Source organism: Rhizobium altiplani, from assembly GCF_001542405.1.
In the GTDB taxonomy this organism is placed as follows: domain Bacteria; phylum Pseudomonadota; class Alphaproteobacteria; order Rhizobiales; family Rhizobiaceae; genus Rhizobium; species Rhizobium altiplani.
On the sequence record NZ_LNCD01000049.1, the window covers coordinates 37,125 to 62,662 of the forward strand.

The 25,538-nt window shown below is 60.4% G+C and carries 28 protein-coding genes; 8 read left to right on the top strand and 20 right to left on the bottom strand.

The window, feature by feature from the left end; translation table 11 throughout:
* Positions 1-37: 37 nt before the first annotated feature.
* Entirely contained in the window at positions 38-625 is a 588-nt protein-coding gene (locus tag AS026_RS10025) for a GDYXXLXY domain-containing protein (protein ID WP_025659067.1), read from the bottom strand.
* Entirely contained in the window at positions 622-1,725 is a 1,104-nt protein-coding gene (locus tag AS026_RS10030; RefSeq protein ID WP_025659068.1) for a DUF2157 domain-containing protein, read from the bottom strand. Before AS026_RS10030 ends, AS026_RS10025 begins: the two co-directional genes overlap by 4 nt.
* Before the next feature lie 865 nt (positions 1,726-2,590).
* Between AS026_RS10030 and AS026_RS39655 the strand changes: the two genes are divergently transcribed.
* The 3 genes from AS026_RS39655 (at position 2,591) to AS026_RS10035 (ending at position 3,563) form a co-directional block, all read left to right on the top strand.
* On the top strand, positions 2,591-2,737 hold the full coding sequence (locus AS026_RS39655; RefSeq protein WP_018859364.1) for a DUF1127 domain-containing protein: 147 nt from the start codon (positions 2,591-2,593) through the stop codon (positions 2,735-2,737).
* Between the two features lie 296 nt (positions 2,738-3,033).
* Positions 3,034-3,177 (top strand): DUF1127 domain-containing protein, encoded by a 144-nt coding sequence (locus AS026_RS39660; protein WP_018859365.1) that lies wholly within the window; start codon positions 3,034-3,036, stop codon positions 3,175-3,177.
* 182 nt (positions 3,178-3,359) lie between these two features.
* Entirely contained in the window at positions 3,360-3,563 is a 204-nt protein-coding gene (locus AS026_RS10035) for a hypothetical protein (RefSeq protein WP_026372073.1), read from the top strand.
* Positions 3,564-3,621: 58 nt separating this feature from the next.
* Here AS026_RS10035 and AS026_RS10040 read toward each other — a convergent pair whose 3' ends face one another.
* Positions 3,622-4,509, bottom strand: a complete 888-nt coding sequence (locus AS026_RS10040) for a LysR family transcriptional regulator (protein ID WP_025659070.1) — start codon at positions 4,507-4,509, stop codon at positions 3,622-3,624.
* A gap of 111 nt (positions 4,510-4,620) precedes the next feature.
* Between AS026_RS10040 and AS026_RS10045 the strand changes: the two genes are divergently transcribed.
* The 4 genes from AS026_RS10045 (at position 4,621) to AS026_RS10060 (ending at position 9,551) form a co-directional block, all read left to right on the top strand.
* Positions 4,621-5,238 carry a glutathione S-transferase family protein gene (locus tag AS026_RS10045; RefSeq protein WP_025659071.1) on the top strand — a complete coding sequence of 206 codons (618 nt, stop codon included), beginning with the start codon at positions 4,621-4,623 and terminating at the stop codon, positions 5,236-5,238.
* A 48-nt stretch (positions 5,239-5,286) separates the two neighbouring features.
* Positions 5,287-7,356 carry a 2Fe-2S iron-sulfur cluster-binding protein gene (locus AS026_RS10050; protein WP_062369570.1) on the top strand — a complete coding sequence of 690 codons (2,070 nt, stop codon included), beginning with the start codon at positions 5,287-5,289 and terminating at the stop codon, positions 7,354-7,356.
* Between the two features lie 76 nt (positions 7,357-7,432).
* Positions 7,433-8,866 carry a methylenetetrahydrofolate--tRNA-(uracil(54)-C(5))-methyltransferase (FADH(2)-oxidizing) TrmFO gene (gene trmFO, locus AS026_RS10055; RefSeq protein WP_025659073.1) on the top strand — a complete coding sequence of 478 codons (1,434 nt, stop codon included), beginning with the start codon at positions 7,433-7,435 and terminating at the stop codon, positions 8,864-8,866.
* 88 nt (positions 8,867-8,954) lie between these two features.
* Complete coding sequence (locus AS026_RS10060; RefSeq protein WP_062369571.1) at positions 8,955-9,551, top strand: class I SAM-dependent methyltransferase; 597 nt, start codon at positions 8,955-8,957, stop codon at positions 9,549-9,551.
* Here the strand turns inward: AS026_RS10060 and AS026_RS43205 are convergent.
* From AS026_RS43205 to yajC, 8 genes are all read right to left on the bottom strand, one after another.
* Positions 9,524-9,757, bottom strand: coding sequence for a GDCCVxC domain-containing (seleno)protein (locus tag AS026_RS43205; protein ID WP_082728492.1), 234 nt, complete (start codon positions 9,755-9,757; stop codon positions 9,524-9,526). The genes AS026_RS10060 and AS026_RS43205 overlap by 28 nt on opposite strands.
* A 25-nt stretch (positions 9,758-9,782) precedes the next feature.
* Positions 9,783-10,820, bottom strand: coding sequence for an MBL fold metallo-hydrolase (locus AS026_RS10065; protein WP_025659075.1), 1,038 nt, complete (start codon positions 10,818-10,820; stop codon positions 9,783-9,785).
* 36 nt (positions 10,821-10,856) lie between these two features.
* Positions 10,857-11,516, bottom strand: a complete 660-nt coding sequence (locus AS026_RS10070; RefSeq protein ID WP_018859373.1) for a peroxiredoxin — start codon at positions 11,514-11,516, stop codon at positions 10,857-10,859.
* Positions 11,517-11,707: 191 nt separating this feature from the next.
* Positions 11,708-12,175 (bottom strand): hypothetical protein, encoded by a 468-nt coding sequence (locus tag AS026_RS10075; protein WP_025659077.1) that lies wholly within the window; start codon positions 12,173-12,175, stop codon positions 11,708-11,710.
* Positions 12,176-12,243: 68 nt separating this feature from the next.
* Complete coding sequence (locus AS026_RS10080; protein ID WP_062369572.1) at positions 12,244-13,095, bottom strand: phytoene/squalene synthase family protein; 852 nt, start codon at positions 13,093-13,095, stop codon at positions 12,244-12,246.
* A gap of 2 nt (positions 13,096-13,097) precedes the next feature.
* Positions 13,098-13,484, bottom strand: coding sequence for an Mth938-like domain-containing protein (locus AS026_RS10085; RefSeq protein WP_062369573.1), 387 nt, complete (start codon positions 13,482-13,484; stop codon positions 13,098-13,100).
* A gap of 4 nt (positions 13,485-13,488) precedes the next feature.
* A complete protein-coding gene (gene secDF, locus AS026_RS10090) occupies positions 13,489-16,050 on the bottom strand; it encodes a protein translocase subunit SecDF (protein WP_062369574.1) in 2,562 nt (853 codons plus the stop codon).
* A 56-nt stretch (positions 16,051-16,106) separates the two neighbouring features.
* Entirely contained in the window at positions 16,107-16,454 is a 348-nt protein-coding gene (yajC, locus tag AS026_RS10095; RefSeq protein ID WP_018859378.1) for a preprotein translocase subunit YajC, read from the bottom strand.
* Between the two features lie 207 nt (positions 16,455-16,661).
* On the opposite strand from yajC, the gene AS026_RS10100 reads away from it, so the two are divergent.
* Positions 16,662-17,534 carry an ATP-binding protein gene (locus AS026_RS10100; protein ID WP_025659081.1) on the top strand — a complete coding sequence of 291 codons (873 nt, stop codon included), beginning with the start codon at positions 16,662-16,664 and terminating at the stop codon, positions 17,532-17,534.
* Positions 17,535-17,586: 52 nt separating this feature from the next.
* Here the strand turns inward: AS026_RS10100 and AS026_RS10105 are convergent, their stop codons facing one another.
* The 9 genes from AS026_RS10105 to AS026_RS10145 form a co-directional block, all read right to left on the bottom strand.
* On the bottom strand, positions 17,587-19,140 hold the full coding sequence (locus AS026_RS10105; protein WP_062369575.1) for a peptidoglycan DD-metalloendopeptidase family protein: 1,554 nt from the start codon (positions 19,138-19,140) through the stop codon (positions 17,587-17,589).
* A 137-nt stretch (positions 19,141-19,277) separates the two neighbouring features.
* Positions 19,278-19,931 carry a protein-L-isoaspartate(D-aspartate) O-methyltransferase gene (locus AS026_RS10110; RefSeq protein WP_025659083.1) on the bottom strand — a complete coding sequence of 218 codons (654 nt, stop codon included), beginning with the start codon at positions 19,929-19,931 and terminating at the stop codon, positions 19,278-19,280.
* Positions 19,932-19,937: 6 nt separating this feature from the next.
* On the bottom strand, positions 19,938-20,705 hold the full coding sequence (surE, locus tag AS026_RS10115) for a 5'/3'-nucleotidase SurE (RefSeq protein WP_062369576.1): 768 nt from the start codon (positions 20,703-20,705) through the stop codon (positions 19,938-19,940).
* A gap of 4 nt (positions 20,706-20,709) precedes the next feature.
* Positions 20,710-21,993, bottom strand: coding sequence for a serine--tRNA ligase (gene serS, locus AS026_RS10120; RefSeq protein ID WP_062369577.1), 1,284 nt, complete (start codon positions 21,991-21,993; stop codon positions 20,710-20,712).
* A 90-nt stretch (positions 21,994-22,083) separates the two neighbouring features.
* The gene (gene tatC, locus AS026_RS10125; protein WP_018859384.1) at positions 22,084-22,911 is read right to left on the bottom strand and encodes a twin-arginine translocase subunit TatC; all 828 of its coding nucleotides are present in this window, start codon (positions 22,909-22,911) and stop codon (positions 22,084-22,086) included.
* The gene (gene tatB / locus AS026_RS10130) at positions 22,908-23,525 is read right to left on the bottom strand and encodes a Sec-independent protein translocase protein TatB (protein WP_062369578.1); all 618 of its coding nucleotides are present in this window, start codon (positions 23,523-23,525) and stop codon (positions 22,908-22,910) included. Before tatB ends, tatC begins: the two co-directional genes overlap by 4 nt.
* Positions 23,526-23,574: 49 nt before the next feature.
* Positions 23,575-23,772, bottom strand: a complete 198-nt coding sequence (locus tag AS026_RS10135; protein WP_007532194.1) for a twin-arginine translocase TatA/TatE family subunit — start codon at positions 23,770-23,772, stop codon at positions 23,575-23,577.
* A gap of 185 nt (positions 23,773-23,957) precedes the next feature.
* The gene (gene scpB, locus AS026_RS10140) at positions 23,958-24,638 is read right to left on the bottom strand and encodes an SMC-Scp complex subunit ScpB (protein ID WP_051420040.1); all 681 of its coding nucleotides are present in this window, start codon (positions 24,636-24,638) and stop codon (positions 23,958-23,960) included.
* Between the two features lie 32 nt (positions 24,639-24,670).
* Positions 24,671-25,531 (bottom strand): segregation and condensation protein A, encoded by an 861-nt coding sequence (locus AS026_RS10145; protein WP_062369579.1) that lies wholly within the window; start codon positions 25,529-25,531, stop codon positions 24,671-24,673.
* Between the last annotated feature and the right edge of the window lie 7 nt (positions 25,532-25,538).

Below are 25,538 nucleotides of genomic sequence, written 5' to 3' on the forward strand. Positions count from 1 at the left end.
CCCGCGCTCGCAGGCTTCCACACCATTCGGCGTCAACTTAATAAAGAGGCTCGTCGTAGGCGGGCTTCCCGTCGACGAGCAGGCTGCGTATCTGTGGCGTTCCATCCGAGGCCACGCGAACGGCAATGGAGACGTCACCGCCCTGGCGCGCCTGCTCCAAGGCCGTGCCTTGGCCTTCCGGAACGTAATAGCGTTCGATGCCATACTCGACGCGGATGTGGTCGGCGGAATTGGGGCCATAACTATAGAAAGGCCTGCTATGCAGAACCACGGTGCCCGGCTGCTCGGCCAAGCGTTCGAACGATGCTTCGACAATGCCCCAGAATCCGCCATCGCCAGGCTTCAGCCGCACCCATAGGCTCTTCTTGCCCTGGTCCTGCGGTACACCGCCAACAATCGATGCTACCGGGACCGAGGAGATCTCGTAGTTCAGCACGACATAGTCACCGCGCAGAAAGTCGCGCGGATCGACGGGCGCGGTCTTCAGCAGAGCGTCGGTACCGCTGCGCAGAATCGACGCACGGCTCTCGATCACATAGCCAAGAACGGCGGTCTGCAGCGCCGCTACGATGATTGCAGCGACGATGTAGCGGCTGCCTGAACCTTGCGGCGAGAAAATGCTCATACGCTTGCCTCCGGAGTTGTGAGGGCAAATCGCCGCTCGAGGCGAATGACGAGCCACGCGACGGCCGCAACGAAGAGCCCCGAGAACAGGAAGAGGCTCGATGTCCCGAGAATCGACCCGACGGTCACCGACGCAAGGTAGAGCATCTCAGCGGCAAAGGCGGCGTAGGCCAGATAGCGCACCGCACCGTTGTTTCGTCCCTGGAGCGCAATGGCAACAACTGCGGCGCCCAGCGTCACCAGCGCCAATGTCACGAACTGCCAGCCATGCTCCAGTTCAATATGGAGCAGAAGGAGACCGATGATGGCGACGAGGAAAGTGTAAAAGGCAGGAGCCGATCCGGCAGTCCTGAGAAGCGCGGAACGTCGTGCTACCGGCAGGCTGACGAGAACAAAGGCGAGCATGCCGCCGACAGCATAGGCGAGCGCGAGCCAGAAATTCTCGTTCACCGCATAGAGCCAGGTAAGCCAGCCGACAAGCAGCAGATACGCGAGATGGCGCGCGCGATCCGCGCCGGTGAGGCGGACGAGACCAATGACAACCGCTGCCATGAGCGGCACAATCCAGGGATCGAGGCCGACCCAGCGCGTATCGTAGGTATCGAGATAGGCCGCGAAGCTGCCCCAAGACAGAAAGCCTGCCACCGCGGCGACGACGCCGGAGCGAAACAGCACCGCCGAAACCACTGCCATGCCAAACCACAGGTACATGACCGTCAGTTGGTCTCCCGACAGATGATACATCTGCCCGATCAGCGAAATCGCTCCACCGAAGGCCAATGTCCCGATCACCAACAGTCCGCCTGCTGCGCCGGTGGCGCCGCGCCTGAGCATGACCGCCGCGCCGAGATGCACGACCCAGATGATTGCAAGAATGACGGCGACGCGCACAAGACGCGGGATGGCTTCCCAATTCGAAGCGACAACCAGCAGGATCGCCGCCCCTAGCAGGATTGCCGCGAGGATCATCAGCACGTTGCCAAGGCTGAAGCTTGCCGGGCGCGCGTCATATTCCTCCAAGAGCGCTCCTGCAGTTGCCTCCGGCAAGAGCCCCTTTTCCACCCAAAGCGAGAGGTCTCGCTCCAATCGACCGCGATACATGCCCTACTCCGCCAAACGCGCGACTACGCGCTTCCTCTCTTTGCTTTATAGCCGTTGATCGAGCACGAGGGAAATATTCCCATACGAATTCCTCATTGGGCGAATTTGGGGTGCTTTTTAACCGATCCATAACGGCAGGTTGCTAATATACACTCCATACTCGCAAGCCATGCGATTTCTGCATGGGCAGCATGATTATATTGCACTGCAAAATACCAGTAAGACGATTTATATTACTAATCAGAAGGCAAGGGGACGGCGCCCTGCCCCGGGTTACCGGAAAAGCCTGCGAAGATGATCTTCGTAACGAAATTCGGAGCAGCGCACTCCTCCTCCCAGCGCCCTCCGATAGACTGACGACACTCCTCCTCCCAGTTGTCAGTCACCCTAACGACGCCCACCGGATCCTCCCCCGGTGGGCGTTTGGTTTTCGACCATATCGCAGCGTGGTCTTCCAATGCCTGTTGGACAGCGGTGGCGGGTGTGCCTCCCGCAGGTCGCGCCGGTCTAATGGCCTGGCAGCAGGCTCATCGGAGGCAGCAACGACCCAGCAGCCGCTGACCGCCGAACCAAATTTTGCTGCGACCTCCTTGTCGTAGCTGCATATCCAACCGGCGGCCACTCTGCCTCGCATGGAGAAAAGGCAACGCGGGCCGGCATACACCAACCATTCTGCCTAATGATTAACCACATGGGGGCGAAATCACGGCGACTAGCGCTTGAGACTTGCGCTTAATGCATAGGTGATCTGAAATCTTGTCTCTGTTACGACTTCGCAGCGCAACATATATTGCAGTCATCAAATAGAGGTCAGCGCCGATCGGCGGCAGCTGGCAGATCGCAAGCCCTAGGAAAGGGGACCAAAATGAACTTCTCTCGCTCTTTCAACAACTGGCGCAAGTATCGTCAGACTGTTTCCGAACTCGGCCGCATGACCAACCGCGAATTGCACGACCTCGGTATCGACCGTTCTGACATCCATCGTGTTGCTCGCGAGGCTTCTGCCCGCTAATCCAAGCGATTTGCTATCCTCCCAAGCAAGATCGCCTTGATAAAACGCCCGCTGCCCCTGGCAACGGGCGTTTTCTTTTGCCTGGCTACCAGCTTCCGCGATAGTTGCAGTCAATTCCCCGTCCCTTTTGGCGTGGCTCAGAAAACAATCGTTGCATTCGGAATGAGCATCACATGCACAATTGCATAGCAGATGCCGCTTCTTTGCACTGCACAATATGACAGAGAAGACTTATATGAACGTCAACGATGAGACGGCGATGGGGCCGCTCTGACGATCATTCTGAGGAAAAGAACATGAACCCGATCCGCATTGCAAAGAACTGGATGAGCTATCGCCGCACGCTCAGTGAACTTGGCAGCCTCTCCAACCAGGCGCTCGCCGACATCGGCGTTACCCGCTACGACATCCGCAATATCGCTTCCCGCTCGTTCCGCTAATAGCGGCGAGCGTGAAGCTTCCAAGACGGCGCCTTTGGCGCCGTTTTTGATTCTGAGCCCCTTCACGGCGAGCGCGCCCGCCACGGGCATGGCAGTTAATACCGCACTTCCATCATCCTTTAGGATGGACTCATATTAGCCATTGTGAAAGTATCCGGCATTACCCAAGGGAGACATGCGTAATGTGCCGATATAATCTTCGCATGGAGGACGGACTCTGGACCGTTGTCGATGCCACGACACAACGGCCGGCGGAGTTGAACAACGTGCAGATGGCTCGGATGACGTGGCGCGAAGCATGCGACATGGTCGATATCCTGAACAACCTCGATCGTATAAGCTCCCTGTCCGAATGCTACGAAGCCTCGGCCAAGGCCATGGCATAAATGCCGCCTTTGCGGCACAGCGTATCGGGCTGATATCTACCTCGACATCGGTCTGCCTCTAGAGGCCGAGCGCCTTTATCTTCTGAACAGCAAAGTCCACGAAAGCACGTGTCTTGGCTGAGACGTGCCTGCCCTCTACGTGGACCACGTGGATCGGCAGTGGCTCTTCCTCGTACTGATCGAGCACCGTCCTCAACCGACCGGCAGCAAGATGCTCCGCCACCTGATAGGACAAGGTCCGCGTCAGGCCCCACCCCGTCAACGCCGCGGAGATCGATGCATCGACGGTGTTGCAGTACATGCGCGGGTGAAGCTTGACGGGCGTATGGTTGGGCGCGAAGTGCCAGTCCAACGGCGCCGATGATCCCGTATTGACGATGGTCACGTGCCGGGTGAGATCCGCCGGCGTTACCGGCTCCCCATGACGCGCGAAATAGGCCGGCGCGCCGCAGACAACGCGGCGCACGCTGCCGACTTTGTTCGCCTGCTGGTCCGAGTCCTGCAGGTGGCCGATACGAATGGCGACGTCGATGCCCTCCTCCACGAGATTGACCATCCTATCGAAGAACAGGACGCGCCCGGTGACCGCCGGGTGCGTGCTGAGAAACGCGGTCAAGATCGGGACGACATGGATCTGACCGAACAATACCGGCGCAGTGATGCTGAGGATTCCGGATGCCGTTGAATGGGATCCACCGGCAGAGGCTTCCGCCTCGTCGATATCACTGAGAATCCTTCGGCAGTCGTCAGCATATCGGCTGCCTGATGGCGTCAGCTTCACCGAGCGCGTTGAGCGCACGAACAGCCTAGCACCTGTAGTTTCCTCCAGATAGGCAACTGCGCGCGTAACGGCCGGAGCGCTCATGTGAAGTTGGCGTGCAGCCTGCGCAAAGCTCGCCGTCTCGGCGACCTTGACCAAAACCCTCATACATTGAAGCCGATCCATAGGATATCCCGCAATATTCCACAAATTGAAATAGTGACTTTCATATTATCGCAATTCAGCGCGCAGCAGGAAACAATTATTGTCTGTTCACCTCAATCGGAGATCAGATCGATGAAGCTGTACTCGCATCCTCTATCGGGCCATGCCCATCGCGCCCGCCTCTTTCTGTCGCTTATCGGCGTCGATGCCGAAATCGTGGAGGTCGACCTAGCGGCGGGAGAACACAAGAGCCCCGATTTCCTGGCGCTCAACCCATTCGGGCAGCTGCCGGTGCTTCAGGACGGCGACACCGTCGTCAGCGACTCCAACGCCATTCTTGTCTATGTCGCCAAGACGTATGCGCCGGAGGGATGGCTGCCGGAGGAGCCGGCAGCGGCGGCTGCGGTTCAGCGGTGGCTGTCGGTCGCGGCGGGCGAGATCGCCTATGGTCCATGCGCGGCCCGTCTTGTGACCTTATTCGGCGCGAAATTCGATACTGAAGAAGTGATCGCGAGAGCTCATCGCATTCTTGGCCTTGTCGATGCCCAACTGACCGGTCGTGAATGGATCGCCTCAACGAGACCGACGATCGCCGACATCGCCCTCTACAGCTACATCGCCCGGGCGCCTGAGGGGAACGTCGACCGGTCTGCCTACCGTAGCGTAACGACCTGGCTCGAGCGCATAGAAGCTCTTCCCGGCTTTCAGCCTTTCCAGAAATCACCCGTCGGCATTGTCGAGGCCGCTTAAGGCGCCGCATCGCGCCGCACCCGACCAAAAGCCGTGAAGGAGCCAGTTATGCCCACCGAGGCACAGAGCACCACCTCCTCTCCCTGGCATGCCGGAGAGATCGCACTGCAGGAGAAGGTCGGCGTCGCGAAGCGAATGGACGAAGTGGGCCGCCGCGTGCTGCGAGATCACCTGATCGATCAGCATCGGCAGTTCTACCCGCAGCTGCCCTTCATCGTTCTTGGGACGGTAGATGAAGACGGCAACGCATGGGCGACACTCCGTGCCAATCGTCCGGGCTTCCTTCAGAGCCCGGACGTCCACACACTGAGTGTCGACCTTCCGCGTGAGCCGCTCGACCCGGCCGACGCGGGAATGGACGACGGCAAGGCCATTGCCATGTTGGGCATCGAGCTCCACACGCGCCGTCGCAACCGGCTGAATGGCACTATCCATCGAACCGGGCAGGACGGCTTCGATGTGCGTGTTGGGCAGGCCTACGGCAACTGCCCGCAATATATCCAGCTGCGCGATTTCGAGTTTGCACGGGATCCAATGCAGCCCTCCGGGTACGACCCGGTCAGTTTTGGCAATCTGGAGGGTCGGCCTGCCGAAATGATCGCCAAGGCGGATACATTCTTCGTCGCCTCGTATGTCGACCGCGACCATGAAGGGCGCCAAATCGATGTTTCGCATCGTGGCGGCCGGCCCGGCTTTGTCCGGATTGGCGAGGACAGTGTTCTGACGATCCCGGACTTTGCCGGCAATCTCTTCTTCAACACGCTCGGCAACATTCTTGCCAATCCGCGGGCGGGGTTGGTCTTCGCGGATTTCGAGAGCGGCGACCTGCTGCAGTTATCGGGCAGCGCCGAGGTCATTCTGGAATCGCCTGAGATAGCGGCGTTCCAGGGGGCGGAGCGGCTGTGGCGCTTTCGCCCGACACAGATCGTCTACCGGCAGGAAGCGTTGCCGCTGCGATGGCGATCGCGCGCCAACGGTCCATCTCCCAACTCCCTGATGACCGGGAGTTGGGATGAGGCTGCCGCGCGGCTTCAGGCGATTGCCCTCGCCAAGAGCTGGCGGCCCTTCCGCGTCACCCGGATCGTCGAAGAGAGCGCCAGCGTGCGCTCGTTCTATCTCGAACCGATAGACGAAGGCGGGATCATTCCGCATGTCTCCGGCCAGCACCTGCCGATCCGCATCAAGCTCGAGGGATCGGATGTGCCGGCGGTGCGCACCTATACGATCTCCTCGGCCCCCTCCGACAGTATCTATCGCATCAGCGTCAAGCGCGAAGGGCTTGTCTCGGCGCATCTTCACGATGCCATCCGGCAAGGAGACATCATCGAGACACGCGCCCCGACAGGCGCGTTCACGATTGACCCCGGCGAGAGACGCCCTGCCGTCTTGCTGGCGGCAGGCATCGGGATCACCCCCCTGCTCGCGATGCTGCGGCATGTCGTCTACGAGGGGCTGCGAACCAGGCGGATACGACCGACCTGGCTGATCTATTCAGCGCACAACGCGTCGGAACGTGCATTCAATGCCGAGCTGCAGGCACTCGCCGCAGTGTCCGGCGGCGTCGTCAAGCTGGTCCGGTTGCTCAGCGATACTTCTGATACGGTCGCTGGTGAAGACTATGACAAGCAGGGGCGCGTCGACATGACCCTGCTCAGCAGCGTGTTGCCGTTCAACGACTACGACTTTTATCTGTGCGGTCCAGCCGGCTTCATGCAGTCGGTCTATGATGGCCTGCGTGGATTGAATATCTCTGATAGCCGCATCAATGCCGAAGCGTTTGGACCCGCGTCTCTCCAGCGATCGGGAGATGCGCTCCCGCGATCGCCCGCGCGCGCCGCCGCTGAAGAACCGCAGCCGGTCTATTTCATGCGCTCCGGTAAGGAAGCACGCTGGGAGCCAGGATCGGGCACGTTGCTCGAGCTTGCCGAAGCGCGCGGCTTGGCGCCCGAGTTCAGCTGTCGCCTTGGCAATTGCGGAAGTTGCAGGACGAAAATCCTGTCAGGCTCCGTCGCATACACGAAGGAGCCGACCGCCGACGCCGCCGATGACGAAGCGCTGATTTGCTGCGCCGTGCCGGCGGCGAGCGACACGGGCGCTCGGCTGAAGCTGGATATTTGACGGCATCGGTGCCGGCATCGATCAGTCGCCAATTCTTCGGTTTCCTGCGCCGGCCCAGCGTGGTAATCAGCCGCGCATGAACAAGACCTTTTCCCATTCTCCCATCCATGTGGTCGGCGGCGGGCTCGCCGGCTCCGAGGCAGCCTGGCAGATCGCAAATGCCGGCGTGCCGGTTATTCTGCACGAGATGCGCGGCGTGCGTGGCACCGACGCCCACAAGACCGACGGCTTGGCCGAGCTCGTGTGCTCCAACTCCTTCCGCTCTGACGACGCGACCAGCAACGCGGTTGGCGTTATCCATGCCGAAATGCGCATGGCGGGATCGCTGATCATGGCGTGCGCCGACAAGCATCAGGTCCCCGCCGGTGGCGCGCTGGCCGTCGACCGCGACGGTTTCTCGGACGCCGTTACCAAAGCGATCCAAGAGCACCCGTTGATCACGGTCGTTCGTGAAGAAGTAACCGGCTTGCCGCCGACAGAATGGGATCTCGCCATCGTTGCCACCGGCCCGTTGACGGCACCTTCCCTTGCAAGCGCCATCCAGGCCGAGACGGGCGCGGACGCGCTGGCCTTCTTCGATGCAATCGCGCCGATCGTTCATCGGGACAGCATCGATATGGATATCTGCTGGTACCAGTCGCGCTATGACAAGGTCGGTCCGGGTGGCACCGGCAAGGATTACATCAACTGCCCGATGACCGAAGAGCAGTACAACGCTTTCGTCGATGCCCTGATTGCCGGCGATACTGTCGGATTCAAGGAGTGGGAAGGAACGCCTTACTTCGACGGCTGTCTTCCGATCGAGGTGATGGCAGAGCGCGGCCGCGAGACGCTGCGGCACGGCCCGATGAAGCCGATGGGCCTGACCAATGCGCACAACCCGACGGTCAAGGCCTATGCCGTCGTTCAGTTGCGCCAGGACAATGCGCTCGGCACGCTCTACAACATGGTCGGCTTCCAGACGAAGTTGAAATACGGGGCCCAGGCCGAGATCTTCCGCATGATCCCGGGGCTTCAGAACGCCGAATTCGCTCGCCTCGGCGGCCTTCACCGTAATACCTACATCAATTCGCCGACGCTGCTCGACCCGTCGCTCACGCTCAAGTCCCGCCCGGGCCTGCGCTTTGCCGGGCAGATTACTGGCTGCGAAGGCTATGTCGAAAGCGCCAGCGTCGGCCTCATGGCTGGCCGGTTCGCCGCTGCCGAGCGAAAGGGAGAAGGAGTATCCCTGCCGCCGGCAACGACGGCGCTCGGCTCGCTGCTCGGCCACATCACGGGCGGACACATCGTCAACGACGAGGAGCCGGGCAAGCGGTCGTTTCAGCCGATGAACATCAATTTCGGCCTGTTCCCCGAGCTGGAGCCCGGCTCGATCGTCAAACCCGAAGGCGTGAAGCGTTTCCGCGGCAAGGACAAGACGATCATGAAGCGGCAGCTGATCGCCAAGCGGGCGCTTGCGGATTGTGCCACCTGGCTCGGACAGGACGTCAAGCTCGCGGAGAGTGCGTAATCGAGCCGGGAGCCTACCGATCTAGCCATCGACAGGCGTCTCGTCGCTGTCGAAATTCTGTGTGGTGAGACCTCCTCGGGGGCGTGACATGGCAGCATTGTTTCAAGGCACGTCCATGCCGGACAGGGATTGGTGGTCTGCGCTGTGGCCTGATCCCCAAGGGCTGCTTCAACAGATTGGCATCCGGCGGGGCATGAGCGTTCTCGACCTTTGCTGCGGCGACGGTTACTTCACCGGCCCGCTCGCAGCACTGGTCGACGGACGGTTGGCGGCGCTCGATCTCGATCCCGCCATGATCGAGCTGGCAAAGGCCGAAGTTGAGCGCAGCGGCGCGTCAGTTCGCCAGTGGATTTGCGCGGACGCCACGTCGGCGCTGGCGAAACACCTTGACGAACCGGTCGATTTTGTCTTGATCGCCAATACCTTCCACGGCGCTCCTGACCAAATAGGTCTCGCATGTTCCGTAAGGGAAGTTCTGAAACCGGACGGCCTGTTCTGCATCGTCAACTGGCACCCGGCTCCGCGAGAGGAAACGGTGGTCCTAGGCAAGCCCCGGGGACCGCGAACCGAGATGCGCATGTCGCCCGAAGCGGTTCGTACCGTTGTTGAGACTGCTGGCTTTTTCATGCAGCGGGTCGTCGATCTGCCGCCCTATCACTACGCGGCCGTGTTCGAGGTGGCCTGACAACACCGCGAGATCGCGCGGGTTTGAATCGGCGGACACGGAACCGACCCGTATGAGCAAAAGACGCAGCAATCGCCGTGCTTCGCCTTAAGCGTCGCGCCGCAGCCCTGGCATTCGTGGAACCAAACGCAGGCATCGACCGGCATCGTTTCCACTGATCGGTGCCCGCAGATCGGACAGGTCAGAATCGATTGCCGCTGCACCATTTTATCGCTTGCCATAGGGCGCTCGCTAATGCGCGATCGGTCCGTCCGCCTTCTTCCAGGCGTCGATGCCGCCTTGAATATGAAAGGCCAGCGGAAGACCGGCGTCATGCGCTGCCTGCACGGCCATTGCCGATCGTTCGCCGAACGCGCAATAGAAAAGCAGCCTCTTGCGGGTTGAAGTTGCCAGCTCATGCAGCGTACCGCCAGCGCCTATGCTTTCCTCGAGCGAGGGATAGGGGACGTGAAGAGAGCCCGGGATCGTGCCGTTTCGCTGCCGTTCGGCATTCTCGCGCAGATCGACCAAGGCGACGTCGCCGAGGCCGACGACGCCCAGCGCTTGCTGCGCCGTCAGCGCCCAGCCATGGCGCATTACGTTGTCCTGGTTCATCCCGACCTTCATGTTAGCCGGAACGGCTACGTCCATCATCTTCGGATTGGCCAGTTTCAGATTGTTCATCAGATCGGCATATTCATCGGCGGATTTTACCTGCAGGCGTGGATTGAAGGCCTTTTCCTCGCCGATGGTCGAGACCGTATCGCCCTTGTAGTCGTGTGCAGGGAAGACCATCGTCGATTCCGGAAGCTTCAGCAGTCGGCCAAAGATCGACTCGTATTGCGCCCGGGGATCTCCATTCTGGAAATCGGTGCGGCCGGTGCCGCGAATGAGCAGGGTGTCGCCGGTAAAAACGCGGTCGGGCAAAACGAAACTGTAGGAATCGTCGGTGTGTCCCGGCGTATAAATCACATCGAGGGCGAGTCCCTCGATGGTCAGCTTCTCATTGTCCGACAGACGCATCGAAACGACGTCGGCCTTTGTTTGCTCTCCCATCACGGTAATACAATGGGTCTTGTCGCGCAGCGCGCCAAGACCTGTGATGTGGTCGGCATGGAGATGGGTATCTACGGCCTTCACGAGCTTCAGATCGAGCTCGTGAATGAGCTGAAGATAGCGATCAACCCTTTCCAACACCGGATCGATGATCAGCGCCTCGCCGCCGTTCCGGCTTGCCAGCAAATAGGAATAGGTGCTCGACACCGGATCGAACAGCTGCCGGAAGATCATCCCCACCTCCTTCGTGGCGGCTTGCTTTGCGATTGCCTATCCGTGCGGTTGCGGCACGATCCTGATATAGGGCTTCGGTGCTCGCCAACCTTGCGGGTATTGCTTCTTTGCGTCGTCGTCGGAGACTGAACCGGCGATGATCACGTCCTCGCCGTTCTTCCAGTTCACTGGCGTTGCGACCTTGTGCTTTGCAGTAAGCTGCAGGGAATCGATGACCCGCAGCACCTCATCAAAGTTGCGCCCCGTGGTCATCGGATAGACCATGACCAGTTTGATCTTCTTGTCAGGCCCTATCACGAAGACGTTGCGGACGGTCTGATTGTCGGCTGGAGTGCGCTCGGTCGGATCGCCGGATACGAGCGCGGGCAGCATGTTGTAACGCTTCGATACCGCGTAATCGACGTCCGCGATCATCGGATAGTTTGGACGATAGCCCTGCGTTTCCTCGATGTCTATCATCCAGCTGGTGTGGCGTTCGAGCGGATCAACGGAAAGACCGATAATCTTCACACCCCGCTTGTCGAATTCGGGTTTGATCCGCGCCATGTAGCCGAGTTCGGTCGTGCATACGGGGGTAAAGTCCTTCGGATGCGAAAACAGCACTGCCCAGGAGTTGCCGATCCACTGGTGAAAACTGATCACGCCTTCGGTCGTCTGAGCTTCGAAATCCGGAGCGGTATCATTGATTGCAAGCATCACGCACCTCCATCGCGTTTGTGAATACAAACTCAAACTAATGCCGGATAGCGTAAATCTTGCGCCTATTTCGGACCGTAGGCAACGGCAAAACGGCCGCGGCGACGCGTCGCGCGGGCCGCGGCGACGAGGATGATTGTAAATGCGGGACGGCCGCAGCGAAGGGATATCCCGGTTCGCCAGGACCTTTGCTACTGGCCGTTTGCGACCGTGGGATTGTGCGACGGCAATGCCTTGTCAGGCTCGGCCACGTAGTTGCCGAGCAGCCAAAGTGCGACCTCCGACGCCACCCTGGCGGACGCGAATTCAAAGGTTCCGCTGTAATGTGGTGCGTCGAGGAACTCTATGTTGAGGCCTCGCCCGGTTTCGGAGCTGAGCACACGCACCCTTCCCGGCTCAAGAACATGGCACGAATAGTGCCGCTGCATATTCCGCATGATGCCGGCCTTGTTGTCATGCAAACGCACGAACACCGCCTGCCCATCGGCAGTCGCCTGCAACTGGCGGATTGCTTCGTTGGGGAAAGCCCGGTTGAACTCGATGATCGCGAGCCCGGTATCGTGCAGGCCATCTTCCTTGTTCTGCGCCGCCATGCGCGTCGAAATGAAGGCGATGAAGACGACGATCGCGAATATAACGCACCAGACGATTATGCTCACATCCCTCTCCGATCAAATCGACAACGGCGTCTTTATAACGCACGAGCCTTGCGCGAGTTTAAACAGGGTCAGATTTTCTTGCGCATCAGCGCAAGCAGCATGCCGGCCTGGCGCCGAAACTGCGATCGCTGGATCTGCCGATCGAACAGTCCCGCGCCTACCTTCTGGGCGTTGGAAAGAATCGGCTCCGCCATGGTGACAGGCAAAAAGGCGGGAAACACCGACTGCGGTATTGCGACACGTCTCGCCTTGGCAAGATGGTCGCGTCCAAGTCCCGCAAAGGCTTCGATCGCGGCAGAGATTCGCGGCTTGTCCTCGCCGGCGAGAAACGCATCACGATCGAGCCCGGTAGCGGACAGGATTTCAAGGGGAAGGTAGAGCTGGCCGCGGTGGCGATGCAACGGCATCAGGAGCAGAAGACCGGCGATGGCCTGCGCAACGCCCGCATGCCCAGCAGCCTCGGCAGATGCGGTGGCCGCCTCCGGCGCAAGCACGAGACTTGCCAGTTGGATCAGCGCAGACGCCGTCTCGCCGGCATACCCCTCAAGTGAGACCCGCGTCTCCATCGGATCGTCGTAGAGATCGAAGATGCGGGCATCGATCATGTTGACGAGGGTCTGCGATGGCAGGCGGTGGGTTTCAATCGCCGACAACAAGGCGGCGGCAATCGGGTTTGCCTGGGTGGAGCCGTGCGCGCTGCCCTCCAGCAGATCGCGCCAGTACTGCATGCGAACCTCCCCTGGAAGGGGATCGTGCACCAGATCGCGAATGCGCGCGAGCTCGGCGTTGAAAGCGTAGAGAGCTGCCAGAGCGCCCCGCCTTACTTCCGGCGCCAGCAGGCAAGCCAGATAGCGGTCGCGGTCGTTGTCACGCAGCATCGCCAGGCAAATGTCCTGGTTCGTCAAAGACTGCTCCGCCATTGTCAAACCGCGATCAGTGCCGCGGCGACAGCGCGGGATTCCATGAGCATGATATTGAAGGTGCGGACGGCCGCGCCGGTGTTCATGGGATCCGAGGAAATACCTGCAGCCTTGAGCGCGGCCTTCAGATCAGGCGGGATCGGACGCATGTCGTCTCCCGTCCCGATCAGCAGAACCTCGATCCCGGCTGCTTCATCGAGCACCTTTTGAAAATTCTTGATCGACAGAGGCTTCGACATGTCCATGTCCCAGCCATAGATGCCGGACGGCAGGCAAAGGATCGACCCGCGATGAGACATGTCAGCGAAACGGAAGCCGCCATTGCCGTAGGTATCGATGGGCGCACGTCCAGGAAAATGCGCCTCGCGGATTTCTATGCCTCTTGCCATATTCTCACACTGCCGGATTGCCGGGGTTCGTATCCGGCTCGGCCACTTTCTTGTTCTGATCGTTGTCAATCGCGTCCGGGCGGAGCTTGAAGGCTATCAGCACGGGCGCGGCTATATAGATGGAGGAAAAGGTGCCAATGGCAACGCCGAACAGCATCACAAAGGCGAACGGGCGGATCACGTCGCCACCGAAAAGGCAGAGCGCCAGGAGCGCCAGCAACGTCGTTGCCGCCGTCAAAACGGTGCGCGACAGCGTCTGGTTGATGGAAGCATCGATCAGGATCGGCATAGGCATCTTGCGATAGCGCTTCAGATTCTCGCGCATCCTGTCGTAGACGACGACTGTATCGTTGAGCGAATAGCCGACGATCGTCAGGAGGGCCGCAACGCTTGTGAGATTGAATTCCATGCCGGTCAGTACGAAAAGGCCTAGCGTCAGGATGATATCGTGGAGCGTCGCGATAATCGCGCCGATCGCGAATTGCCATTCGAAGCGGAGCCAGATGTAAAGCAGGATGATAGCGAGCGAACCGAGTATGCCCAACGTCGCGGCCCTGGTCAGTTCGCCTGATACGGCGGGGCCGACAACCTCGACACGCCGGATCTCATAGTCGTCGCTCAATTCATCACGCAGCAACGTCATGGCAGACTGTTCGGCATTCTCGCCGCCGCCTTGCGCCTGGATGCGGACCAATGCCGTCGACGGGTCGGAAAGGCGGCGAGCCTCAATGGCCCCGATGTTCAGATCACCGAGGCGAGCGCGGATATCATCACGATCGGCAGCTCCTTGCTTCGCCTTGACTTCCACCAGCGACCCGCCCGCAAAGTCGACGCCAAGATTTGCACCGACTGTCGCGAAGCCGACCATGGCGAGAATGGAAAGCACGGCCGACACCGTGAAGGTGTAGCGCCTGATGCCCATGAAACGGATGTTCGCGCGGTCGAAAATGCCCGTCTGAACATCCCTTGGCAGATGCCGCGGGTGCTTGCGATGCAGCCAGGTAACGACAATCCAGCGCGTCAGCGTGAAGGTAGTGAAGACCGTCGTCAGGATTCCCGCGGCCAGCGTCACTGCAAAACCGCGGACGGTATCGCTGCCGAGATAATAGAGAATGACGGCCGCAATGACGATCGTGACGTTGGCATCAAGGATCGTCATAAATGCCCGGGAGAAGCCGTTGTCGATCGCATCCGCGAAGGAGTGACCGGCTTTCGCCTCCTCGCGAATTCGCTCGTAGACAAGCACATTGGCGTCGACGGCCATGCCGATGATCAAGACGATACCTGCGAGGCCGGGCAGCGTGAGTGTCGCGCCGATCACGCTTAGCACAGCAAGAATCAAAAGCAGATTCAGGACCAGCGAAATGCCGGCAATGATGCCCAGCTTGCGATAGAAGGCAAACATCAATCCGGTGACAAGGATCGCAGCGACGAAGCCGGCGATCAGACCGGCGCGCTTTGATTCAGCCCCGAGGATGGGGCTGACGGTGCGCTCCTCTACGGTCGTCAACGTCGCCGGCAGAGCGCCGCTTCGCAAGATCAGCGCAAGATCGCGGGCTCCGTCCTCACTGAAGCTGACCGGCACCTTCCCGGTGCCGTCCAGGATCGGCGCATTGATCAGAGGCGCCGCCATGACCTGATCATCAAAAAGTATGGCAAGGTGCCGACCGATGTTCTGGCGAGTCTTCTGCGCGAGGCGTTCGGTCCCTTCAGCATCCAGCTTGTAACTGATTGCGACTGAATCCGTGTTCGCATCGGCGACGGCCTGAACGTCAACGAGATTGTTGCCCGTCACGAAATCAGTGCGGTCCACGAGATAGGGAACGGGCGGATCGTCGAGCGAGTAGAGAACCTCTGACGTCGCGGGCCAGCGACCGGCAAGGGCCTCCTGCCCCGACATGCTTTCATCGATCAGCCGGACGGAGAGCTGGGCCGGCTCGCTCAGAATATTCTTCAGGCGCTCGACGTCGACCGAGCCTAGTGCCTTGACGTCGATACGATCACGCCCGTCTCCGCGGACTGAAAAACTGCTAATCCCAATGCCGGCGATGCGACGCTCGACAACCTCGATGGACTGCGTCCGAGCGGCCGCGATACCTTGGTCGATGCTAGCGTTCGAAATTCGTAGCGTAAGCTGTCCGTCATTGCCCTTCTGCAGGGAAACATTCTGAACCGAGCCACCGAACCAGCCACTTTTCGTGCTCACGGTCAGCGCGCTCAACGCATTGACGGCAGCATCCACCTGGCTGGCAGCGGTAATCTTGACGGTGATCTCCTGATCGTTGCCGGTCAGGCCAGTGTAGCGAATATTGGCTTCGCGCAACTTACCGCGAACATCCGCGACTGTGCGTTCGAGCTGGTGCTTTACGATATCAGCGCGTTCTATCTGGAAAAGCAGATGGGAACCGCCCTGCACATCGGGGCCAGGAACAATGTGGCTATGAGCCAGCCATAGGGGCAGCCTCGAACGCTGCCCTTCAGACAACAGATTTGGGGCCGCGAGTATCACGGCCACCACCACCAAAACCCAGATCAGGACGGCCTTCAAGCGGGAAAAACGGTGCATTTTCTCTCGACTATTTCCGACCCGGCCTAATCCGGTTCACATCTTGGTTTGCAATACTATGCTGCGTCCGCCTTGACTGGCTCACCCTTGACGCGAACTTCCGAAATGCCGGTGCGGACGATGCGAACGCGAACGCCGTCTGCAATCTCCACTTCGAGTTCTTTGTCGTCAACAACCTTGGTGACCTTGCCGACGAGGCCACCGCCGGTCACAACCTGATCGCCACGGCGGATCGCCTTCAGCGTTTCTTCCCGCTTTTTGGCCTGGGCGCGCTGCGGACGGATCAGCAGGAAATACCATACAACCATCAACGGCACGAAAAGAATGATCATTTCGAAGCCGGAACCGAACGGCGACGCCGCGGTATCGGTGGCAGCCTGGGCAAATGCCGGGGTGATGAACATGCTAAACTCCTCAAACTTTCCGGAGGCGGAACTCCGCCTTTCTCGGGTGGCCGGACTATAATTGCGGTCTTTGCGAATGCAACAGAAACAGCTGGAAACCGTACCGATTCCGCTGCCTCATAACCTTTCCGCTCGTAAAAGGCCATGCTACGCCGCAGGCAAAAGACACAGTACACTGGTTGCAAGCAGAATTCAGGAGGAAGGCCCATGGCCGGAGACGTCAACAACGCCATTCTGACGGAGCTGCGCCGGCTCACAGATGCGATCGATCGGTTGGCGGGGCCGCCGCCCGCATTGAACGACTGGAACGCGGCCGACTGCTTCGTCTGGTCCCCTGCCCGTCAGCATCTTCAGCCGGTTGCACGGCCGAACCGCGTGGCGCTGAAGCTCATCCGCGGTGTCGACCACGTGCGCGATATCCTGCACGAGAATACGGTGCGCTTCGCCGAAGGCTTTCCGGCCAACAACGTTCTTCTCTGGGGTGCGCGCGGCATGGGCAAGTCGTCGCTGGTCAAGGCTGTTCACGAGGATGTGCGGCGCGAGAGCGGCGTGTCGCTAAAGCTGGTGGAAGTGCATCGCGAGGATATTGCGAGCCTCCCGACGCTGCTCGATCTTCTCAAGGACACGCCGCACCGTGTCATCGTCTTCTGCGACGACCTTTCGTTCGACCATGATGACACGGCCTACAAATCGCTCAAGGCAGCCCTTGATGGCGGCGTGGAAGGTCGACCGGACAACGTCCTGTTCTATGCGACCTCGAACCGGCGCCACCTGCTTCCGCGCCACATGATGGAGAACGAGCAGTCGACGGCGATCAATCCTTCGGAGGCGGTCGAGGAAAAGGTTTCGCTGTCCGACCGGTTCGGCCTTTGGCTGGGTTTTCACAAATGCAGCCAGGACGACTATCTAACGATGATCGACGGCTATGCCGACCACTTCAGGCTGCCAATCGATCGCGAGAAGATGCATGCGGAGGCGCTAGAATGGGCCACGACGCGTGGCGCACGTTCGGGCCGTGTTGCCTGGCAGTACATTCAGGATCTCGCCGGTCGGATGCGCATCGCACTCGACCGTGCATAATGACAAAAGCCCGGCTTGAGGCCGGGCTTTTGAGCATCCTCGGACGCAATACCTATTCGAGGAAGGTAATCGGGTTGACCGGCGTCGCGTCCTTCCGAACTTCGAAATGGACCTGCGGCTGCTTGACGTTGCCGCTCATGCCGGAGACGGCGACCGTCTGGCCGCGCTGGATCTTCTGGCCGCGGGCAACACTCAAGGTATCGGCGTTGCCGTAGACGGTGACCGTACCATCGTCGTGGCGGACGAGGACCGTATTGCCGAGTTCCTTCAGGCCGTTGCCAGCATAGATGACCACGCCGTTTTCGGCCGCCTTGATCGGCGTACCTTGGGGCACGGAAATGTCGATGCCGTCGTTGCGGCTGCCGTTGACGTTGGCGCCGTAGGCGGCAATGACAGCTCCACGAACCGGCCAGCGATACTTGCCGATGCCGGTAGCCTCGGGTGCGGCGGATGCCACTTCCTTCTTGGCAGCCTCATCAACCGTCTCGGTGGCGACAGGAGCCTTGTAGGTTGCCGGCTGCGCGGCAGCAGTCGACGTTGCGGAGGCGGGCTCGGCGACTGGCTTCGGCTCTGCCTTTGCCGGAATGGAAGCCGTCTTCATGCCATCCTGAGAACCACCCGGAAGACTAAGCTCCTGACCGATGCGAATAGAACCGGCCGACAGGTTATTGGCGGCCTTCAGATCGTCGATGCTGGTGCCCGTCGCCTTGGCGATCTTGGCGAGCGAGTCACCCGGCTTGACGACGTAGGTGCCGCCGGCGCCCTTTGGCCCCTTGCCTGCACCGGCCGCAAGTTTGTTGGACGGATCGGCATTTGCGACTGACTTGTCACGGGCGGAGTTCGCACCCGGAACGACCGCAACGTTCTGTTCCTGCTGCTTGTTCGGTTGCGGCAGATGCCCACCCTTGGAGAGGTCGGCGCTTTGGGCGGCTGCCTTTGCTGCATTGCCTCCATTGAATGTCGGGATTAGGATGATCTGGCCCGGCTTGGCGGCGGCGGCCGCCTTGAAGCCGTTGACGCGAAGGATCTCCTTCTCCGGCACACCGTAGCGGTTGGCGAGTGTCGTGATGCTTTCACCCGGGCGAAGTGTGACGGACGGCGCATTGGTTGCCGACCAGCCGGAAACCTTGGGGTTCGTGCCGGTGACGATCGCGTCTGCCTTCGGTGGAACGAGAATGGGCGCCGACTTCTTCGGAGCAGTGGCGGCAGGGAATGGCTGGGCGAGTGCGACTTGCCTTTCACGGGATGGCGCTGCCGGTGCAACGGCGGAGGGAGCCGCGAGTTCGGAGCGCTGGACGGAAACAGGTGCCGAGGCCATGCGGGCGCTGGAGGCGCCATAAGCGGGCTGCGCGGGATAAGGCTGGCTCGTTGCCTGGCTACTTGGCGCGTAGCCGCCCTGTGCCAAATCCGCCTGCGGCACCGGATCGGCCTGCATACCTCTGCGAGGGATTGAGTTGGTCGTCATCTGGTCCTGACCGGATGACGAGAAGAGACCACCGAAACGTGTCACATCGGAACTGCAACCCGTTGCCGCACTCGCCAGCAAAGCCGCTATCAGGACATTACCGGCAGACTTGCCCACTCTTGGCGAAAGACTGAAACGCATGACTCGACCCACTGATTAACGCAACCATTTGTGGGTTTATTAAAGCGCGTTAGTATTACCACGCGGTTAAGGTGCCGGAATCCGCGAGATTTTTTTGAGGGATTGCTAACCATAGCAACGCTTGCGAGCCAGTCGCCCTAGAGTTGAGATGCGAGACGAGGGACGATCGGAAGATAGGGTGTGTCGAACAGCTCCTCGCGCTCGAAGCGGCTGCCCGTTTTCGTGAGCCGCACGAGGCGACACTCGTTGTCGGAAATCATCAATGGAGCGATCATCGAACCGCCGGAAACGAGTTGGTCGGTGTAGAACCGTGGCATCGAATTGAACGCAGCGGTTACGACGATACGGTCGAAGGTCCCCTCTCCCTGCAGACCGGCACTGCCGTCAGCCTGGCGGATGATGACGTTTCGCAGTCCGAGCGAGTCTATGCGGCGCTGCGCATTCGTCGTCAGTGTCTTGTAGCGGTCGATCGTCAGCACGCGCTCGGCCATGCGAGCCATGACGGCGGTCATGAAGCCGCTGCCGGTGCCGACCTCGAGCACGCGTTGCCCGGGTTTGATTTTCAGGTGATGAAGGATCCTGACCGCGAGATCGACGCCCTCGATGAAGGAGCCGCATTCGATCGGGATCGTGCGGCTCGAATAGGCCTGCTCGGCAAACTGTGCCGGCACGAACAGCGACCGCGGCGTCTGCTCGACTGCTGTCAGCAGGTCCAGATCGGACACGCCTTCGGCTCGCAGCCTCAAGACGAGCGCCGCAAAACCTTCCTTCTCCACCAACCGTGCCGTCAAAATAGTCTACTCCGTACCCGAAAGCGCCCGCGCGACGCGGTCCTGTACGGAATAATCAGTCAGATCCAGTTTCAAAGGCGTTACCGAAATCTTGCGGCTTCTCAGGGCGTGAATATCCGTGCCTGCGACGAAGGCGCCGGCGCGTTCTCCAAACCGGAGCCAGTAATAGGGCAGGCCGCGCCCGTCGGAACGGGCATCGACCTGCAGGTTGAAGGCAAGCCGCCCTTGTGCCGTCACTTCCACGCCCTCGACCTCTTCCGGCCGGCAATTCGGAAAGTTCAGGTTCAGGAAGGTGCCGTCAGGCAGGTCGAGCGATATGAGCTTGTCGAGAAGTGCCGGCGCATGCGCCTCGCAGACCTCCCAGGGGACCACCCTTGCCCCGTCTTGGTGCAGATAGGCTTGGCTCAACGCAAAGGAGCGGACACCCTGCAGCGTGCCCTCGATCGCCCCGGCGACGGTGCCCGAATAGGTCACATCATCGGCGACGTTAGAGCCTGAATTGACGCCCGAGAGCACCAGGTCGGGCTTGACGTCCATAACCTGCTTGACGCCCATGATGACGCAATCGGTCGGAGTTCCGCGCAGCGCGAAATGCTTGTCGGAAATCTTCCGAAGCCGCAACGGCTCGGAAAGACTCAGCGAATGCGCAAGGCCGCTCTGGTCCGTCTCCGGCGCAACAATCCAGACATCATCGGACAGCGTCCGCGCAATCCGCTCCAGCACCGCGAGGCCTTCCGCGTGAATGCCGTCGTCGTTGGTGAGCAGAATGCGCATCGGCTCAGGCCGCCCGTTCGATCTTCGTCAAACCGCCCATGTATGGCAGCAGAACATCGGGAACGGTCACGGAACCATCCTCGTTCAGGTAGTTCTCCAGAACAGCAATCAGGCAGCGGCCGACCGCCGTGCCGGAACCGTTCAGCGTGTGGACGAACTTCGTCGCCTTGTCTTCCTTGCCGCGATAGCGCGCATTCATGCGACGCGCCTGGAAATCGCCGCAGACCGAGCAGGACGAGATTTCACGATAGGTGTTCTGGCCGGGCAGCCAAACCTCGAGGTCGTAGGTCTTGCGCGAACCGAAGCCCATGTCGCCGGTGCAGAGCGTCATCGTGCGGAAATGCAAGCCGAGGCGCTTCAGCACCTCTTCGGCGCAAGCGGTCATACGCTCGTGCTCGGCAAGCGAACTCTCGGCATCGGTGATCGAGACGAGCTCGCACTTCCAGAACTGATGCTGGCGCAGCATACCGCGCGTGTCGCGTCCGGCAGAGCCTGCCTCCGATCGGAAGGACGGGGTCAGCGCGGTGAAGCGAAGCGGCAGTTTCTCCTGGTCGAGGATTTCGCCCGAGACGAGATTGGTGAGCGTCACCTCGGCGGTTGGGATCAACCAGCGGCCATCCGTGGTCTTGAACAGGTCCTCCGCAAACTTTGGCAGCTGGCCGGTGCCGAACATGGCATCGTCACGAACCATCAGCGGCGAGCTGACTTCGGTATAGCCGTGCTCGCGCGTATGCAGGTCGATCATGAACTGACCGAGCGCACGCTCCAGCCGCGCCAGCGGGCCGGTCAGCACGGTAAAGCGCGATCCCGAGAGCTTCGCAGCCCGTTCGAAGTCCATGTAGCCGAGCGCTTCGCCGATTTCGAAGTGTTCCTTCGGCGTATGATTCCAGCGGGGCTTTTCGCCGACGACTCGGGCAACGGAATTGTCGTGCTCGTCCTTGCCAACCGGCACGTCATCGTGCGGGATGTTCGGAATGCGCGACAGCGCATCGTTCAGTTCGTCCGTCGCCTGCCGCTCGCCCTCTTCCGCGGCCGGAAGCAGCGACTTCAAGTCGGCTACTTCGGCCTTCAGCTTTTCAGCAAGTCCATTGTTTTTCTGGGCCATCGCAGCGCCGATCTCCTTGGAGGCGGCATTGCGGCGGGACAGCATGTCCTGGACGCTTTGGATGGCCGAACGGCGCTTTTCGTCGATCGCAATCAGGTTTTCGGACAAAGGCTCGGCACCACGCTTGGCAAGTGCCGCATCGAGGGCTTCGGGATTCTCACGGATCCATTTTATATCGAGCATCGTCGTTCCAGGTCGTTGTAAAAAGATAACCCGGCCAAAGCCCGGCTAGGCCTCGACCGGATGCTTGGAAGCGCTCATTGAGGGAAATCGTCAGACGTTGTCCGTCTTGGCAACGTCCGTGTTTCCTTCAGCCTCTTCGACCGCCTCGCGGGCACGCTGGCGCTCCACGAGTCGCGCCGCGTAGATGGAAATCTCGTAGAGAAGGATGGTCGGCAGTGCAAGGCCGATCTGGGACATCGGATCGGGCGGCGTCAGCACCGCTGCCACGATAAAAGCGAGCACGATCGCGAACTTGCGCTTCTCGGCCAGCCAATCGGAAGTCAGCAGCCCAACACGGGCGAGCAGCGTGGTGATGACAGGAAGCTGGAAGACCAGGCCGAACGAAAACACCAGCGTCATGATCAGGCTGAGGTACTCAGAGACCTTCGGAAGCAGCGAGATCGCGACATCGCCCTCACCCGGCGCCTGCTGCATGGTCAGGAAGAACCACATGACCATCGGCGTAAAGAAGAAATAGACGAGCGAAGCACCCATCAGAAACAGGACCGGCGACGCAATCAGAAACGGCAGGAAGGCCGCGCGCTCGTTCTTGTAGAGGCCAGGGGCGACGAATTTGTAGATCTGCGCCGCGATAATCGGAAAGGCGATGACCAGGCCGCCGAACATGGCGACCTTTACCTGCGTGAAGAAGAACTCCTGCGGCGCGGTGTATATGAGCTGCGCCTTGGACACGTCTAGATGCGCCCAGGTCACCGCCCACTTGTATGGATAGACGAGCACATTGAAGAGATGCTTGGCGAATATGAAGCAGGCGATGAACGCGACGAAAAACGCACCGATCGACCAGATCAGCCGCGTACGCAACTCCATCAGGTGTTCGATCAGTGGCTGCGGCTTGTCTTCGATTTCACCGCTCATGCGTCGTCCTTCTTCTTCTTTGCTGCCGTCTTCTTCGGAGCGGCTGTGGCGGCAACTGCCGCAGGCTTCTTGGCGGCCGCTGTCTTCGTCGAAGTCCGCTTGGGCTTTCCGACCGGAGCAGCAACCGCGGCAGGCGCAGGCTCCGCCTTGGCGCGCGGTTTATGGGCCGCCTTCGGCTTTTCCTGGGCTGCCGCATTTTCCACGCCTGCTGCAACAGGCGCCGGTGCTACGACCGGCGGCGTCTCTGGCAGGCTCATCGACGGCTCAGGAACCGATACGGCAGCCGGCGGAACTTCGGTCTTGTTATCGACCGTCGTCGCCTTCTGCAGGTCAGCCTTGATTTCGTTGCCCATCTGGCGAAGCGGGTTCATTGCTTCGCGCAAGGTGTTGACGGGGTTCAGCTTCTGCGCATCAGTCAGCGTCTGGCGAACTTCGTCCAGATCCGCTTCACGCAGGGCCTCGTCGAACTGGGCACGAAACTCACCGGCGACCTTACGAGCGCGCTGCGTCATCTTGCCGAACGCACGAAGCATCGGCGGCAAGTCCTTGGGACCAACCACCACGATCAATACGACCGCGATGACAAGCAGCTCGGTCCAGCCAATATCGAACATTCAAGGCTCCTGAACGGGAAACGTGGGGGCTACGTTGCCCGGAAGTGGCTTACTTCGTCTCGTCGGCCTTGTGATCGACGGTCTTGGCAGTCGTGGACTCAGGCGCGTCTTCGTCGTTCATGCCCTTCTTGAAGCTCTTGATACCCTTGGCGACATCACCCATCAGCTCCGGAATCTTGCCGCGACCGAACAACAAAAGCACGATGACCAGAACGATCAGCCAGTGCCACATGCTAAAAGAACCCATTACGCTAACTCCCTGTTGCGATGTTTCCAGATGTAAGAGCTTCCTACACCAATTCCAACATCAAAGTTCCCCTTGGATTGTCGCTTAATGTCACGGGATCGCCCTCTGTGACAAGAGAATACACATCCGAAAAACTATGATCGGCATTGTTTTCGCGATGCGTGGCGGAACCAAGACAAATCCGATTAGTCTTCGGACCCGCCGCCCGGTGCAAGCAGGCCGAGTTCCTCAAGATCGAGTTGCGTTATTGGATCTTCGTCCTCGGTCAACTCGTCGCTCATCATAGGCGATGGTACATTGAAATTGGCCGGTATGCGACCGGAGAGCAGCCCTGCCCCCTTCAACTCTTCAAGCCCCGGCAGGTCGCGGAGTTCTTCCAGGCCGAAGTGATCGAGGAAATCGCGGGTGGTGCCGAGCGTGACAGGCCGGCCCGGCGTGCGCCTGCGGCCGCGAAACCGAACCCAACCCGCCTCCATCAGCACGTCGATTGTGCCGCGAGAGGTCTGCACGCCCCTGATGTCCTCGATTTCGGCGCGTGTCACCGGCTGATGATAGGCAATGATCGCCAATACTTCCAGGGCCGCGCGCGAGAGCTTCTTCGTTTCGTTCTCGTCGCGCCGGATGACGAAAGAGAGATCAGCGGCCGTTCGAAACGCCCACGCATCGTCTACCTGGACGAGGTTGACGCCGCGATGGGCATATTGCTCCTTCAGGCGCAACATGATGGCGCGGACGTTGAACGTGCGAGGCAAGCGATCTGCGATGAAGCTTTCGGAAACGGGCTGGGCGGACGCAAAGACCAGTGCCTCGGCGATGCGCTCTGCCTCGGTCTCCGCACGAACCTCGTCGTCTGAATCTTCCACCATTGCGCTATCGATGTGTTCGTCTTCCAGATCGGTCACGCCGGTCGCTCCTGTTCGACGACCTGCAGCGTCGCATGCTTGGGGCCCCGCCGCATGTAGAGGGGCCGGAAGGCTCCATCCTGCCGGATTTCGAGTTTGCCTTCGCGGACCAGCTCCAGCGAAGCCGCGAACGCACTGGCAATCGCCGTGACCCTGTCTTCCGGAGACGACATGTAATGCAACAGATAGGATTCGAGTGCAGTCCACTCGCTGACCTCGCCGAAAATGCGGGTCAGAAGCTCGCGGGCGTCCGTCAGCGACCAGACGTTGCGGCGCGCGATGGTGACCTGCGTCACGGCCTGACGCTGCCTGAGCGACGCGTAGGCCGTCAGCAGATCATAGAGGCTTGCATCATATGCGGACTGATGCCTGTCCGGGATGTGCTCTGGGGCGCCGCGAGCGAAGATATCCCGTCCGAGGCGGTTGCGATTGACAAGACCGCTCGCGGCCTCGCGCATCGCTTCGAGGCGTTTCAGGCGGAAGGCGAGCGTCGCCGCCATCTCCTCGCCGGAAGGCCCGTCGTCCTTGGCCTGCTGCGGGATCAGCAGACGCGATTTCAGGTAGGCAAGCCAAGCGGCCATCACGAGATAGTCGGCAGCAAGCTCTATCCGTATCCGCCGCGCGCTTTCGATGAACTGCAGATATTGCTCCGCCAGCGCAAGAACGGAGATGCGGGACAGATCGACCTTCTGATTACGGGCGAGATAGAGCAAGAGGTCGAGGGGACCTTCGAAGCCGGCAACGTCGATCAGCAGGGCCGGATCGGAGGTCGCGCGCTCAGCACCGCTCTCCTGCCACAGCTTGTCCATCGGCGTAGCCGCCGTCTGTGGCCGTTCCGTGCCCTTGGTCGTCGTCACCCTGCCC

Bases quoted from the DNA above. Each gene is read 5' to 3' on its own strand.
- AS026_RS10025 (WP_025659067.1), bottom strand. From the start codon at position 625: ATGAGCATTTTCTCGCCGCAAGGTTCAGGCAGCCGCTACATCGTCGCT.
- AS026_RS10030 (WP_025659068.1), bottom strand. From the start codon at position 1,725: ATGTATCGCGGTCGATTGGAGCGAGACCTCTCGCTTTGGGTGGAAAAG.
- AS026_RS39655 (WP_018859364.1), top strand. From the start codon at position 2,591: ATGAACTTCTCTCGCTCTTTCAACAACTGGCGCAAGTATCGTCAGACT.
- AS026_RS39660 (WP_018859365.1), top strand. From the start codon at position 3,034: ATGAACCCGATCCGCATTGCAAAGAACTGGATGAGCTATCGCCGCACG.
- AS026_RS10035 (WP_026372073.1), top strand. From the start codon at position 3,360: ATGTGCCGATATAATCTTCGCATGGAGGACGGACTCTGGACCGTTGTC.
- AS026_RS10040 (WP_025659070.1), bottom strand. From the start codon at position 4,509: ATGGATCGGCTTCAATGTATGAGGGTTTTGGTCAAGGTCGCCGAGACG.
- AS026_RS10045 (WP_025659071.1), top strand. From the start codon at position 4,621: ATGAAGCTGTACTCGCATCCTCTATCGGGCCATGCCCATCGCGCCCGC.
- AS026_RS10050 (WP_062369570.1), top strand. From the start codon at position 5,287: ATGCCCACCGAGGCACAGAGCACCACCTCCTCTCCCTGGCATGCCGGA.
- trmFO (WP_025659073.1), top strand. From the start codon at position 7,433: ATGAACAAGACCTTTTCCCATTCTCCCATCCATGTGGTCGGCGGCGGG.
- AS026_RS10060 (WP_062369571.1), top strand. From the start codon at position 8,955: ATGGCAGCATTGTTTCAAGGCACGTCCATGCCGGACAGGGATTGGTGG.
- AS026_RS43205 (WP_082728492.1), bottom strand. From the start codon at position 9,757: ATGGTGCAGCGGCAATCGATTCTGACCTGTCCGATCTGCGGGCACCGA.
- AS026_RS10065 (WP_025659075.1), bottom strand. From the start codon at position 10,820: ATGATCTTCCGGCAGCTGTTCGATCCGGTGTCGAGCACCTATTCCTAT.
- AS026_RS10070 (WP_018859373.1), bottom strand. From the start codon at position 11,516: ATGCTTGCAATCAATGATACCGCTCCGGATTTCGAAGCTCAGACGACC.
- AS026_RS10080 (WP_062369572.1), bottom strand. From the start codon at position 13,095: ATGGCGGAGCAGTCTTTGACGAACCAGGACATTTGCCTGGCGATGCTG.
- AS026_RS10085 (WP_062369573.1), bottom strand. From the start codon at position 13,484: ATGGCAAGAGGCATAGAAATCCGCGAGGCGCATTTTCCTGGACGTGCG.
- secDF (WP_062369574.1), bottom strand. From the start codon at position 16,050: ATGCACCGTTTTTCCCGCTTGAAGGCCGTCCTGATCTGGGTTTTGGTG.
- yajC (WP_018859378.1), bottom strand. From the start codon at position 16,454: ATGTTCATCACCCCGGCATTTGCCCAGGCTGCCACCGATACCGCGGCG.
- AS026_RS10100 (WP_025659081.1), top strand. From the start codon at position 16,662: ATGGCCGGAGACGTCAACAACGCCATTCTGACGGAGCTGCGCCGGCTC.
- AS026_RS10105 (WP_062369575.1), bottom strand. From the start codon at position 19,140: ATGCGTTTCAGTCTTTCGCCAAGAGTGGGCAAGTCTGCCGGTAATGTC.
- surE (WP_062369576.1), bottom strand. From the start codon at position 20,705: ATGCGCATTCTGCTCACCAACGACGACGGCATTCACGCGGAAGGCCTC.
- serS (WP_062369577.1), bottom strand. From the start codon at position 21,993: ATGCTCGATATAAAATGGATCCGTGAGAATCCCGAAGCCCTCGATGCG.
- tatC (WP_018859384.1), bottom strand. From the start codon at position 22,911: ATGAGCGGTGAAATCGAAGACAAGCCGCAGCCACTGATCGAACACCTG.
- tatB (WP_062369578.1), bottom strand. From the start codon at position 23,525: ATGTTCGATATTGGCTGGACCGAGCTGCTTGTCATCGCGGTCGTATTG.
- AS026_RS10135 (WP_007532194.1), bottom strand. From the start codon at position 23,772: ATGGGTTCTTTTAGCATGTGGCACTGGCTGATCGTTCTGGTCATCGTG.
- scpB (WP_051420040.1), bottom strand. From the start codon at position 24,638: ATGGTGGAAGATTCAGACGACGAGGTTCGTGCGGAGACCGAGGCAGAG.